This window comes from Actinomadura citrea, from assembly GCF_013409045.1.
In the GTDB taxonomy this organism is placed as follows: Bacteria; Actinomycetota; Actinomycetes; order Streptosporangiales; family Streptosporangiaceae; genus Spirillospora; species Spirillospora citrea.
The window spans coordinates 3,574,903-3,588,242 of the sequence record NZ_JACCBT010000001.1 but is presented as its reverse complement, the minus strand read 5'-3'; the positions used below and the strand labels follow the sequence as shown (position 1 = coordinate 3,588,242).

The 13,340-nt window shown below is 71.6% G+C and carries 10 protein-coding genes; 2 read left to right on the top strand and 8 right to left on the bottom strand.

Translation table 11 applies throughout. The features are described from left to right. Positions 1-19: 19 nt before the first annotated feature. From BJ999_RS16915 to sfnG, 5 genes are all read right to left on the bottom strand, one after another. A complete protein-coding gene (locus tag BJ999_RS16915) occupies positions 20-493 on the bottom strand; it encodes a flavin reductase family protein (RefSeq protein WP_179834187.1) in 474 nt (157 codons plus the stop codon). After that, complete coding sequence (locus BJ999_RS16910; protein WP_179834186.1) at positions 490-1,662, bottom strand: LLM class flavin-dependent oxidoreductase; 1,173 nt, start codon at positions 1,660-1,662, stop codon at positions 490-492. The genes BJ999_RS16915 and BJ999_RS16910 overlap by 4 nt, the downstream gene beginning before the upstream one ends. Positions 1,663-1,714: 52 nt before the next feature. Beyond that, positions 1,715-2,923, bottom strand: coding sequence for an SfnB family sulfur acquisition oxidoreductase (locus BJ999_RS16905; RefSeq protein ID WP_179834185.1), 1,209 nt, complete (start codon positions 2,921-2,923; stop codon positions 1,715-1,717). A 104-nt stretch (positions 2,924-3,027) separates the two neighbouring features. Next, a complete protein-coding gene (locus BJ999_RS16900) occupies positions 3,028-4,251 on the bottom strand; it encodes an acyl-CoA dehydrogenase family protein (RefSeq protein ID WP_179834184.1) in 1,224 nt (407 codons plus the stop codon). 116 nt (positions 4,252-4,367) lie between these two features. Further along, positions 4,368-5,504, bottom strand: a complete 1,137-nt coding sequence (sfnG, locus tag BJ999_RS16895) for a dimethylsulfone monooxygenase SfnG (RefSeq protein WP_179834183.1) — start codon at positions 5,502-5,504, stop codon at positions 4,368-4,370. Between the two features lie 88 nt (positions 5,505-5,592). Between sfnG and BJ999_RS16890 the strand changes: the two genes are divergently transcribed. Both BJ999_RS16890 and BJ999_RS16885 read left to right on the top strand, forming a co-directional pair. Next, positions 5,593-6,561: a LysR family transcriptional regulator gene (locus BJ999_RS16890; protein ID WP_179834182.1), complete on the top strand. Its 969-nt coding sequence runs from the start codon at positions 5,593-5,595 to the stop codon at positions 6,559-6,561. A gap of 209 nt (positions 6,562-6,770) precedes the next feature. After that, entirely contained in the window at positions 6,771-6,980 is a 210-nt protein-coding gene (locus tag BJ999_RS16885) for a DUF397 domain-containing protein (protein ID WP_179834181.1), read from the top strand. 66 nt (positions 6,981-7,046) lie between these two features. Here the strand turns inward: BJ999_RS16885 and BJ999_RS43995 are convergent, their stop codons facing one another. The 3 genes from BJ999_RS43995 to BJ999_RS16870 form a co-directional block, all read right to left on the bottom strand. Continuing rightward, on the bottom strand, positions 7,047-7,262 hold the full coding sequence (locus tag BJ999_RS43995) for a DUF397 domain-containing protein (protein WP_420838224.1): 216 nt from the start codon (positions 7,260-7,262) through the stop codon (positions 7,047-7,049). 345 nt (positions 7,263-7,607) lie between these two features. Further along, on the bottom strand, positions 7,608-12,092 hold the full coding sequence (gene fxsT, locus BJ999_RS43570) for an FxSxx-COOH system tetratricopeptide repeat protein (RefSeq protein ID WP_179834179.1): 4,485 nt from the start codon (positions 12,090-12,092) through the stop codon (positions 7,608-7,610). After that, positions 12,089-13,246: an AAA family ATPase gene (locus BJ999_RS16870; RefSeq protein ID WP_229810450.1), complete on the bottom strand. Its 1,158-nt coding sequence runs from the start codon at positions 13,244-13,246 to the stop codon at positions 12,089-12,091. Before BJ999_RS16870 ends, fxsT begins: the two co-directional genes overlap by 4 nt. Positions 13,247-13,340: the final 94 nt, after the last annotated feature.

Here is a 13,340-nt window from a genome sequence, read left to right as displayed (position 1 = left end):
CCGCTGATGCGGCGGCCTGTCAGCCCAGTCTGCGGAAGGCGCTGGCGTGGAAGACCAGCGGGGGCACGTCGAGAGCGGCGTCCAGGTCGTGGACGCGGAAGACGACGATGTCGTGGTCGCCCGACCGGACCCGCTGCTCGACGGTGCAGTCGAACCACGCCGACGCGCCCTCGACGAGCACGCAGCCGCCGGCGGTCGAGCGCCACGCGACGCCGGCGAACCGGTCGCCGGTGCGGGCGCCGAGGCGCCGGCCGATGTGCTCCTGGTGGGCGCCGAGCACGCTGATGCCGATGCGGGGCAGCCCGCCCAGCAGCGGCCAGGTCGTGGAGGTGTGCGCGACGCACACCGACACCAGCGGCGGATCCAGCGACACCGGGACGAACGAGCTGGCGGCGATGCCGGCCGGACGGCCGTCCACGAGGCCCGCCACCACCGCGACGCCCGTCGGGTAGGCGCCGTAGACGCGGCGGAGCTCCGGTTCCACGGCCGTCATGCCGATGTCTCCTTGGGCAGGAAGGCGTTGAGCCCCGTGCCGGCACCGCCGGTGTCGTGGAACAGACCGTGCCGGACGAGGCGGGGAAGCACTCCTTCTCCGAACCAGTACAGCTCTTCCAGGTGCGGGTACCCGGACAGGACGAACTCGTCGATGCCGATGGCGGCGTACTCGGCGATCCGGTCGGCCACCTCGGTGTGCGAGCCGACGAGGGCCGTCCCGGCGCCGCCGCGGACGAGCCCGACCCCGGCCCACAGGTTGGGCGCCACCTCCAGCGCGTGGGGGTCGCGCCACGTGCCGTCGGCGCGAGCTCCCGCGTGCAGGTCGCGCATGCGCCGCTGGCCGGTGGATTCGCTGCGGGCCAGGACGGCCTGCGCGGCGGCGACCGTGTCCTCGCCGAGCGCGTCGACGAGGCGTCCCGCCTGCCGCCACGCCTCCTCGGCGCTGTCGCGGGTGATGACGTGCAGCCGGACGCCGAAGCGCGGTTTGCGGCCCCGGGCCGCGGCCAGCTCGCGTATCCGGTCGAGCTTGCGGGCGACGGCGTCGACCGGCTCGCCCCAGGTCAGGTAGACGTCGGCGTGCTCGGCCGCGACCGGCCCCGCCGCGTCCGACGAGCCGCCGAAGTACAGCGGCGGCACCGGGTCGGGCGTCGTCGGCAGGCGGGCCGCGTCGATGTCGAGGTGCGCACCGCGGTGGGTGACCGTCTCGCCGGCCCACAACCGCCGCACGACCGACAGGAACTCCCCGCAGCGGGCGTACCGCTCGTCCTTGGGCAGGTGGTCGCCGTAGGCGCGCTGCTCGTGGGCCTCGCCGCCGGTGACGACGTTCAGCGAGAGCCGCCCGGGCGCGTGCGCGCTGAACGTGGCGGCCATCTGCGCGGCGAGCGTCGGGCTGATCAGGCCGGGCCGGAACGCCACCAGGAACGCCAGCCGCTCGGACTCGCGCGCCAGCATCGCCGTCGTGAGCCAGGCGTCCTCGCACCACGCGCCGGTGGGGGTGAGCGCACCGGTGAAGCCGAACTCCTCGGCGGAGCGCACGATCGACGCCAGGTAGCCGATCGAGGCGCGGCGGTCGCCGGCGGCGGCCCCGGCAGGCTGGCCGTGCCCGCCGCCCACGACGGAGCGCGAGTCGCCGTAGGTGGGCAGGAACCAGTGGAACGTAAGGGTCACAGTGTGCCTTCCTTCTCCCGGCCCGCCTCGGGGGCCGGGCGTGGAACCGGGCTCAGAGCTGGCCGTGACGTGGCGGTGGGGTGCCCGACAGCAGCCAGCGGCCCACGTGCTGCACCTTCCAGCGGGCCGGGTCGTGGAGCGTGTGCGTGCGCGCGTCGCGCCAGTAGCGCGACAGGTTCGGCGAAGCGGCCGCAGAGCGCGTCCCGCCCAACTCGAACAGCGCGGACGACGCCTCCAGCGAGGCGCGGGCCGCGGCGACCCTCGCCACGGCCGTCGCCACCGACGCCCGGGCGGTGGCGCCGCCGGTGGGCTCGCGCTCGGCGGTGTCGACCGCGTCCGCGGCCTCGTGCAGCAGCGCCTCGGCGGCCCGGACGACGATCTCCACCTCGCCGGCCTGCTGGGCGACCAGCGGGTCCCCCGCCGCGGTGCCGGCACCGCTCTCGAACCACGGCCGCGCCTTCGCCACGGCGAGGACCGCGGCGCCGACGGCGCCGCGGGCGATGCCGGCGTCGATCGCCGCGTGCAGCACCTGCGCGCGGGCGCCGTAGGTGGTCGGCCCGTCGAAGAGAGGGCTGTACGGGACGACCTCGCCGTCGTCCACGCGCACGCCGTCGAGCCGGACCGTTCCACTCGCGGTGGTGCGCTGGCCCATGCCGTCCCAGTCGTCCTCGACCGTGACGCCTTCGGTGCCGCGGCGGATGTAGGCCAGCGCCTTGGGCGCGGCGCCGGTCGGCAGGGGCGCCTCGCCGGCGAGGACGGCCCGCACCACCAGCCAGTCCGCGAAGAGGGCGCCGGTGCTGTAGTACTTCTCGCCGTCGAGCACGTACCCGCCGTCCTCGCGGCGGCGCAGTGTCGTCGCGTCCTCGGCCGCGGTCCGCCCGCCCCGCTCGGACTGCGCGTTGGCGAAGCGGGCGCCGTCCAGCGCCTCGGCGAAGTAGCGCGCGTGCTGCTCCTCGGTGCCCTGGCGGCGCAGGGCCTCCAGGAACACGAAGTGGCTGTGCGGGATCTGGGCGATGCTGGCGTCGGCCGCGGCGAGCGTCCGGAACACCTCCGTGAGCGCGGCCACGCTCACCTCCGCCCCGCCGAACCGCGCCGGGACGGTGATGCCGAGCAGGCCGGACTCCGACAGCTCCGCGACCTCGGCGGCCGGCGGGCGCCGCTCGCGGTCGCGGTCGCCCGCCTGCTCGGCGAACGAGTCGGCGAGCTTGCGGGCGACCTCCACGGCCTCCTCGCCGGACTGGATCACGGGCGCGGTCGTCATCGGCCCGGTCCGGGGGAAACGGGTGCGGTCGTCGTCATGGGTCTCCCTTCGCGGGTCCGGTCCCGTGGCGGAGAATGGACGGGTCGCCACGGGACCGGAGTCACTCAGCGGTAGAGCGAGAACTGCGGGGCGCGCCGGTTCAGCGTCCAGTCCCCGACCTCGCGCGCCTTGTAGGCGACGGGGTCGTGGAGCGTGTGGGTGCGCAGGTTGCGCCAGTGCCGGTCGAAGCCGTAGGCGCTGGTGGTCGCCCGCGCGCCCTGGATCTCGAACAGGCGCGAGGCGGCCGCCAGCGCGACCTTCGTCGTCAGGTACTTCGCCTCGTAGACGGCGACGGCTGCCTCGGCGCGCTGCTCGTCGGTGAGCGACGGGCCGGTGTCCAGGGCCGCCTGGAGGGCTTCCCCGGCCCGGTCGGCGAGCAGTGCCGCGGCACGGATCTCGCTGCGGACCTCCCCCACGGTCTGCAGGACGTACGGGTCCTCGGCGGCGCTGTCCACGCCCGAGGTCTCCCACGGGGCCCCGCGCAGGCGCGTCCAGTCGAGGGCCTCGTCGAGTGCGCCCTCGGCCGTCCCTGTGTAGAAGTTGACGAAGGCGAGCTGCCAGTGCGGTGTGACGAGCGTCTGGTAGGCGGTGAGGGTGCGCCCGGTCAGGGGATCGGGACCGAGGATCTCCGCGCGGTCGACGCGGGTGCCGTCGAACTCGACGCCGCCGGAGTCGGTCAGCCGCTGGCCGATGTTGTCCCAGTCGCCGAGGGCGCGGAAGCCCTGCCGCCCGGCCGGCAGCGAGATGAAGACCAGCTCGCCCTCGTGGGCGGCGGTCACCGACAGGTGGTCGCCGAGGCTCGCGCCGGACGCGAACGAACGGCGCCCGTCGAGCCGGAACCCGTCCCCGGAGCGGGTCAGGACGAGGTCCGAGCCGCCGCGCGGGTTCTGCACACCGCCCCAGAAGAGCTTCTCCTGACCGTTGCGGCGCGACAACGCGTCGGCCTGCTCCGGAGTGCCGAACAGCGGCGCGATGCGGGTCTGCGCGTAGTGGTAGCCGATGAGGTGGGCGATCGAGGTGTCGCCGCGGGCGATCCTGCGGGTGATCAGGGACGCCTGCGCGTAGGACAGGCCGTCGCCGCCGTACTCGACGGGCTCCTGGACCTGCAGGAGGTCGTGCGCGCGCAGGAGCTCGACCTCGTTGCGCGGACTCCTGTTGGCGCGGTCGCGCTCGGCGGCGGTGGCGCGCAGCTCGGCGGCGACGAGGTCGGCGCGCCTCAGGGCCGCGGCGAATCGCTCGTCACGGCTCGGGTGGTCGGTGAAGGTCTGCTGCTCGGTGTTGACGGACATGCCTCTGCTTCTCCTCTTGGGATGCGGACCGGTCGTGGACGCGGGTCTCGCGACACAGCGCGCTGCAGGTCCTCAGCAGGTCGATGTGGCGGCGGCTGACCAGGCGCATGGGCGTGTCAGGACCCGGTCCGCGCCGGCTCGCCGCGTTCGGCGTCCGCGGCCTCCAGCTCGCGCACCAGCGGCAGCACGCGCGCGCCGAAGTACTCGACGTCCTCCAGGTAGTGCAGGAACCCGAGCAGGAACAGGTCCACGCCGAGGCGCTTGTAGGCGACGATGCGCTCGGCGATCTGCTCGGGCGTGCCGATCAGCCCGGTGCGGAAGCCGTCGTTGTACTGCACGAGGTCGGCGAACTCGGAGTCCTGCCACATGCCCTTGCCGTCCGAGGCGGACCGGCCCGCCTGCCTGACGGCCGAGCCGAAGCCCTCCACCGCCTCCCGGTCGGCCTTGGCGACGATCTCGCGCAGCACCTCGCGCGCCTCCGCCTCGGTGTCGCGGGCGATCATGAACCCGTTCAGGCCGAACCGCACCCGCCGCCCGTGCAGGACCGCCTCGGCGCCCACGTCGGCGATCTGCTCCCTGACGCCGTCGAAGTCCCTGCCGTTGCTGAAGTACCAGTCGGAGACGCGCCCCGCCATCCGGCGGGCACTGGTGGAGTTGCCGCCCTGGAAGATCTCCGGGTGCGGGCGGCCCGGCCCCGCGACGGGCTTCGGCCGCAGGTCGAAGTCGTGCAGGCGGTAGAAGTCGCCGCGGAACTCGGCGTGCTCGGACGTCCAGATCTCCCGCAGCACCCGGATGAACTCCTCGCTGCGCCGGTAGCGCTCGTCGTGCTCCAGCCAGGGCTCCCCGAGTTTGGTGAACTCGTCCTTGAACCACCCGCTGACGACGTTCACAGCGGCCCGCCCGCCCGAGAGATGGTCGGCGGTGGCGACGAACTTGGCGAGCACGCCGGGGTGCCACAGGCCCGGGTGGATCGCGGCGATCACCTTCAGCCGCTCGGTGGCGAGCAGCAGCGCGAGGCTGAACCCGGTCGACTCGTGCTGGTAGGCGGCCCCGTAGGACGCGATGTAGCGCACCTGGCTGAGGGCGTACTCGAACCCGTTGCTCTCGGCGAGGACGGCCAGCCGCCGGTTGTAGTCGTACCCCCAGTCCGTCCGCTGCTCGATCCCGCTCACGACCAGGCCGCCGCTGACGTTCGGAACCCAGTACGCGAACCTCAGCGGCTCCGCATGATTCTCGATATTCCCTACAGGCATAGTTAGGATTGTGCGCACCGTCCCGCCGCCGGTCAATGTGGCGTTCGCGACGGGGCGATAAGGGAAACCTGTCACCGCCGGAGGGCCCATGCGGATCGAACAGCTGGAATGCGTCGCGGCCGTCACGCGCCTCGGCTCCATGCGCCGGGCCAGCGAGGCGCTGCACCTGTCCCAGCCCGCGCTCAGCCAGACGATCAGCAACCTCGAACGCGAGCTCGGCGTCACGCTGCTCGACCGCCACCGCGCCGGCGCCCGGATCAGCGCCGGCGGCCGGGAGCTGCTGCCCTGGATCGCCGAGGTGCTGGACGCGGTGCACCGGCTCCGCGCGGCCGCCGACGACCAGGCCGGATCGCGGCAGATGATCCGCATCGGCACCGTGAACGCCGCGACCGTCCCGCTCGTCACGCCCGCGATGCGCGAGTTCCGCGCCGCACACCCCGCGACGCAGGTGGAACTGGTCACCGCCCAGCAGGCCGACATCCGCGACGCGCTGCGCGGCGGCGGACTCGACCTCGGCCTGATCAACGTCATCGAGGGCGACGACCCGCCCCCGGACCTCGCCGCCGTCGAACTGCTGCGCGGGCGCGCAGTCGTCTGCTGCCGCACCGACAGCCCGCTCGCCCGGCTGGACGCGGTGCCGCTCGACCGGATGCTCGCCGAACCCTTCGTCGCGATGCGGTCCGGCTATCTCATGCACCGCTACGTCCACCGCCTGCTGCGAGGGCGGGAGCCCGCGTTCGCCTACTCCGTCGACGGCGCCGAAATGGGCAAGGTCATGGTCGCCGAGGGGCTCGGCGTCACGCTGCTGCCCGACTACAGCATCGCCGACGACCCCCTCGAACTCACCGGCGTCATCACCCGCCGCCCCCTGGCCGCCGACGGGCCCGACGTCCTCCTGGCCGCCGAGCACGCCCGCACCCGCCACCTCCCCCACCACGTCCACCGCATGATCCGCCTACTCCGCACCCAGGCCGCCCGCCTCCATCCCGACCGCCACGCCGGATCACCCGGCGGCCGGCCGAGGGGCACCACATCAGACCGACCAGGAACTGCGTAGTTCGGTGGACATTCCTCCCTTTCACGTTAAATGTCAGATCTGAGCTTTTTTCGCCGGACAATGCCACTGTCACCGCAGCCCTGGATTTGGACTCGGATTGGCGATGAACATCTTGTCCGTGCGGTAGATTAATTTCCGCCAGGTGAAGCCAGACACGGCCTCGTGCACTGTCAGGCGGTGTCGAAACAGTTCACAAGGAGAATTTAGCCATGACTCATACCAATGCGTCCGCGCCGGTCTGGAGGAAGAGCAGCCGGAGCAGCGACCCCGACCTCGCGGTATGCGTGGAAGTGGCGTCGATCGGCAGCACCCGCGCCATCCGCGACTCCAAGGACCCCGAGGGCCCGCGGCTGTCGCTGTCCATGGACTCCTGGCGCTCGTTCATGGACGCGGTCAAGTCCGACGCCCTCCAGGGCTGAGCAGACGGAGGCGGAGGCGCGGATCCCGCGATGGACGTCGCGCCTCCAACCGGTGGCGAGACCACGTCACCGCAGGTCGAAGGCCCCGTTCTTGATGTCGTCCAACATCCTGCGTAAGACGGTCTTGGGAAGGACGATGGTCGTCCGGCACGGGTTCCTGCTGTCCCGAATGGCGCCGTACGACGCGGAGACGGCAAGGGAGACGCACCCTCCCGCCCCATCCGAGCCAGATCGCCTGCTCTTGCGCCAAGACGCCTTGTCCCAGTCTCCTTGACCGCCCATTACCTCTTCCGTCCTCGGGAGCATCGCGGTGGTTCTCGGTGAGAGAGGACGGCGCTGTCCGCGAGCCCGATCCCTCGGCGGCCGGATCGGCTGAATTCCCGCGACGCTCACGTGGTCGCCGACAATTACCGAAGATAAACAATCCGTGCGGGCATACAAATTTGCTCCCCTACTATACGTGGGGAGCATAGCCGTGTCCAGATCAAGAACTCTTCGTTCCAACGCCGTTCGAGACGTATCGCCGGGGTTTATCCATACCCAGCTTGACCGGCATTGAAACAGTCCCGAGTCAGGAGCAGGGGAACGTAAGGCGACCACGCTTCCGGCCCCCTGTTCGGTTTCGGCTCAGACCGGAATCGGATAAATATCGCAGTCCGCACGAACTCCCTCTTGCGCGGCCGTGGTGGCCGCATGCTGCGGTCCGTGCACCCTGCGCATGCCGTCGATGGCCCGCGCCGCCAGCACGTCGGCCTCCTGCTCCTCGCCCATGGCGCGCAGATCGAGCCCGAGGTTGAACATGCATGCGAGCGCGGTGGGGTGCTCCTCCCCGAGGACGCGGTGCGCCCGCTCCAGGGTCTCCCGGTCCCTCTCCATGGCCTCGTGGACATTGCCGATCGCGTAGTGGTCGCTGGCCAGGTTGATCGCGCAGACGATGCTGCGCGGATGATCGACACCGAGAACGCGGGCCAGAACGTCCAGTGCCGTCTCGTCCAGTTTCTTGGCCTCTTCGAGCTGCCCGTTCAGCCGGAGGGCGACCGCGAGATTGATGTTCGCGCTCGGTGTGTTGGGGTGGTCGGGGCCGAACATCCGCAGGAAGTTCTGCGCCGTCACGCGCGCGAGGTGAATCGAGTCGCCGAGCCTGCCCACCTGGCGCAGGTTCACCGCGTGATTCAGTGCGGCGGAGATCGAGCCGGGGTGATACCCCCCGTACCGCTCGTTGTAGCGTTCGAGCGCCTCGGTGGAGAGGTCGAGTGCGCGTTCGTGGTCACCCGCCTTGCGCTCCATGACGGAGAACGCCGTCAGGCTCTCGGCGAGACCGGCGAAGCTGCTGCCGAACGCCGACTCGAGACGCTGCGCGTTCTGCCGCGTCAGATCCCTGGCCACGTCGAAGTGGCCCAGCTCCATCTCGTCGACGGCGATCGCCGCCAGGGACGACAGGGTCCGGCCGTGGTTCTCCCCGAAGATGTTCATCAGGTGCCGGTAGGTCTGCCGATCGAGATCGCACGCCGCCCGGAAGTCACCGTTGAGCCGCAGGCTGATGGCGTAGAGATGTGCCTGCTGCAGCGTGATCGGGTCGTCCTCGCCGTACATGCGGCGCAGTGCCTCGAAGGAGCGCTTGTCGTATTCGAGAGCCTGCTGGAACTGCCCCAGGTAGCGCAGGTCGGCCGTCACGAAGCGCTGCGCCTCGATCGTGCGTTCGTCGTCGGCACCGTGCTCCTCGGCGCGCAGGTCGCGGACCCGGACATGGTGGCCGTACGCCTCCTCGAACCGTCCCTGCAGGCGGAGAGCGCGGCCGAGGTGGAGCATGGCCTCCTGCACCTGCTCGTTGCCCTCGCCCAGCGTCTCGGTCCAGGTCTTGACCGCGGTCTCCGCCAGTTCGAGGAAGCCCCGGTGGTCGCCCCACTGGAAGAGGAAGTCGATCTCGTTGAGGACGAGCCGGCGCGTCCAGGGATCGTCGAAGCCGACGATGCCCGAGTAGTGGACGTGCGGCAGCAGATCGGCATAGCGCCGCCAGTTCGCCGGCAGCGCCGGATCGCGCGGGTCGAAGTTGGCCATCAGCTGGTAGCCGCACCGGCGCAGTTCCTCGGCCTCCCCCGGAGGGATCTGCCCGACGAGGACCCGCTGCACCAGGCGGTGCAGCATGATCGTGTTGTGCTTGTGGCTGATCCTGGCCAGCGCGTACCGGTTGATCGCGCGGATCGCACGCCCTCGCCTGACCGGGTCCCCCAGGGCCTCGATCAGCTCCCGAGGACCGTCGACGTTGCGCGCGCCGGACAGCATCCGAAGCGAAATGGGTTCCGGTGCGAAGAAAGCACAGACCTGGAGTAGTTGCAGCGCCGCCGGATCGCTCGTCCGCAACCGGTCCAGCGAGACGTTCCAGGCCGCGGCGACCGGCAGCTCGTTGGCCACCAGTGCGGCGTCCGCCAGCAGCTCGGTCGCCTTCTCGTGCTTCTCCCGGAAGAGCTGCAGGTACTCGTCGACCGGCATGCCCGTCTCGGCGAGCCAGACCCCGGCCTGGGCGATCGCCAGCGGAAGGTCGCCGAGCACCTCGGCGAGCTCGTCCGCCTCGGCGTCGGCGAGCTCGGGCCCCCGGAGGCGGAGCAGTGCCTTGCTCTCCTCCCGGGCGAAGACGTCGACCTCAAGGGAGTTGGCGACCTTCGTCCACTCCTGGTTGCGGGAGGTGACGAGGATCTTTCCCGGACCGTTGGTCGGGAAGAAGTCCCGGACGTCGGGCAATTCCTCGGCATTGTCGAAGACCAGCAGCCAGTTGCGATAGGGGCGGCCCAGGCGCAGCGCCTCGCGGACGGCCGGCACCGCGACGTTGACCTCCTGGCTGACCGGCAGGTCGAGCTCGGCGGCCAGTTCGGCGAGATCCTGCTGGATCTGACCGGGCCTCTCCGATCTGATCCACCAAATAACATCATAATCCGCCATATGGCGATACACATATTCGATGGCTATCTGGGACTTGCCGACTCCGCCCATTCCATGCAAAGCCTGGGGCAGGACCGCCGTCGTTCCCTGCGAAAGACGCTCGTGCAGTTGCTCCAGCAACTCTTCCCGCCCGGTGAAACTGATGTTCTGGGGAGGTACGTTTCCCCAGACGGGCGGCGGCTCGTCCGCCTTGCGCCCGACTTTCTCCGGGATATCGCGAACTGTCACACCGACTCCAAGGTGGGGGGCCTTGACAATGTCCTCAGGTCCGGTGAGCGCGTCGAGAGCGGCGATGTCCAGCGATTGCATGGAGCCAGTCCTTCCCGCTTCCCCGGCGGCTCTATCCTGTCTATCCTGCATTTTCCCATAGTAGTGGTCAACCTTGTCGTGCAGCTTGGCGTCCAGCGCCCTGGCCGGCCTGAGATAGGGCCCCGCGAGAGCCCTGAAAACGTGGAGGACGGGGACGGCGAACGGCACGAGTTCGCGCGTCAATTCCGGCATTTCTCCCCGCTCCGGCGCGGTGACCATTCCGGCCAGATCGCGGAGCCCGGCGATGCGGTCGCCCAGGTGCAGGGCCACCGTCGTCAGCACCCGGGTCGTGTCGGAACGCCGCCCCCCGGCCAGGAGTTCGTCGCGGACCCCGGGAGCGAAGTCGAAGACGACCTCGTCCCGGGCGTCGGCCGCCGGCCCGGGCTCGGGCCCGACCCGGTGCAGCAGCCCGCTGCCGACCAGTTCGACCAGGTCCGAGGGCCGCGACTCCGGGAGCATGGTGCGCTGGACGAGCCGCATCACCGGAGCGTTCAAGGGCGCCGCGGCCAGATGCACCGCCAGCGCGTACACGGTCGGGCTGACCGCGGCGCGGAACCGCCGGACGATCTCGGTCGCCGACTCGTCCGTGGACGAGGCCTCCTCGGTTTCCGCCGTATCCGGTGCCCGGGTGGATTCCGGGGGCGCTCCGCAGACGGCGACCGCGCCGTACCAGTCACCGCGGCGCGCCGCCGCGAACCCCGCCCAGCCTGCGAGCTGCCCGGGGTCGAGCTCGATCACGGGCACATGGACGTGCGAACCGTCCGCGTGCCGGGCGCCGGTGCCGGGGTCGCCGCCGAACGGCGCCGCGGGATAGCGCGCGCGGTAGAGGCGGTTGGCGATCGCGGGGCCCGCCGTGTAGAGCTTGGCCGGCCGGGTGGTGAGGCCCGTACGCCGCCACTGGCGCCGGGCGAGCAGATTGATCACCACGATCGGAGCCTGGCGGCCCCAGCGGGCCAGCAGTCGCTGGGCGGCCCCCGAGTGCCAGGCGTCTCCGATCCCGTCCGTCAGCACGAAGATGAGCCGCCGGTCGCGGCGTCCCCGGGAGGTGAGCCCCTCGGCCGGGCGCGCGGCGGCCAGCGGCCCCGGCTCGCGCAGCGCCAGCGGGCAAGTCTCGCCGGTGTCGGTGTCGAGCAGGTGCGTGCGGATCATCCTGAAGGCGCCGACGGCCCCGAGGCAGTCGATGAACCGGTCGGTCGTCGGGCGGTTGAGGGCGGCCAGGCGCCCGTCGTCCACGACGACGTCGAGATCGAGCCAGCGTTCCGGGACGGGCCGTGTCTGGGGCAGCCAGAGCCCGTCCTGAACCGCGCGGACCGCGGTCGCCTCGGCGTCCAGTTCCACCTCGCCGCGGCGGGACTCGACCGCCCGTTTGAAGGGGCGGAGCGCCTGCTCGAGGCGGCGGCGGTCGGCCAGGGGCCGTACTCCGGCGAACGGGTCGCGCCGGACGGGGAGGAGGAGGCGAGCGGGTCCGGCGTGTCCGTTCAGGCCCGTCGCCTGACGTGGCCAGGGGTCCGGTGGGCCGTCGCTTGGGGACGTCCCGGAACCCGGCGCACGCGGAGTCCTGGTCGCGCTGGGCGGCGTCGCCTGTCCAGTGCCGGCGGGGGAGTCGCGTGAAGGCCCGTCCAAGCCGTCGCCCTCCGGAGGCCCGGCGCGGTCGGCGCCAGAGGATTCACCGCCTGCAGACCGCCCGGGGGCCTCGCGGGGTGGGCGGAGGGCGGCGGGGCCGCCCTCGTCCGCCGCCAGGGCGGCCGCGTTCATCTGCGCGGCCAGCCAGATGGCGTCGGAGACCTCGTGCCAGACGGGAGAACCGGCCGAGGCGTCGGGCCGTCCCGAGCCTCGCGCCGCTGGATCTCCGGTCCGCTCACTCACTCAGGCGCCACTTCCAACCGTTGCCAGATGAGATCGAGGAGCCGTTCCCAGCCGGTATCGGGATCCCGTGCCCCGGAGGTCGCGAGGTAGACGGCGTTGAGCAGTTGGTCCGCGGCGAGCCCGCGGTGGCTGCTGCGGTGCTCCAGGAAACTGCGGACCAGCCGCCGGGTGCGCTCGTCGGACCGCTCGGCGAAATGCGCCGCCACGATGTCGGCGAGCCGGGTCTCGTCGGGCTCTCTCATCGAGAACTGCAGACACCGGCGCAGGAACGCGGGCGGGAACTCCCGCTCACCGTTGCTGGTGATGACCACGATGGGGAACGCCCGGCAACGCACTCTCCCCCGCACGATGTCGGCCGTGCCGTCCGGATCGGCGGTGTGAACCTTCACCACGGGTTCGCGGGCGCTCACGCGGAAGAGTTCGGTGATTCCGTATTCGCCCTCCTCTAGTACGTCAAGAAGGTCGTTCGGTAGGTCTATGTCGCTTTTGTCGAGTTCGTCGATGAGGAGCACGCGGGGCAGCTCATGGGGCAGCAGCGCGGTGCCCAGCGGGCCGAGCCTGAGATAGTGCCCCACTCCGGCGTCGGTCAGCGCGGCGGAATCCGGATCCCCCTCGACCGGCGCCTCCGATAACTCCCCGGCCTGCCGCGCGAGCGCCCCGCGGCCGGTCGCGGCGTCCTGCGCCCGCCCGATCGCGTCGTATTCGTAGAGTCCGTCGCGCAACGTGCTCCGGCTGCCGATGGGCCAGCGCAGCACCCGGCCGAGCCCCAGCTCGCGGGTGATCCGGTAGGCGAGGGTCGACTTCCCGACACCCGGCTCCCCGGTGACCAGGAGCGGCCGCCGCAGGAACACCGCCGCGTTGACGGCGTCGACCTCCGCGGGGTCGGCCGGGCGCGGCCGGGCGCTGACGGGGCCGAGCCGGCGGACGAGGTCGCGCTCGTCACCGGGCGGAGGCGGGAGCGGCGGACCGCCGTCGAAGGCGCGCCACGGGGGCGGCGGGGGCAGCGCCGCGGCGAACCGTCCCTGCGGCAGGGGGCGCCCGGTGCCGCGATAGATCCACCATGCGGCGCGGGCGTCCGGGGCGGCGTCCCCCGGGCCGGCGGGCATGGGCGCGTCACGAGGGGAAGGGACCTCGGGCGGCTCGTCAGCGGCCATCGACGATGTCCCCTTCTGGTGTGGCTATGGGTTCTTGCGATGGATGTTCGAACTCGGGCAGAACCGGTGAGGGCCACCTTAGGTCGAGCATCCC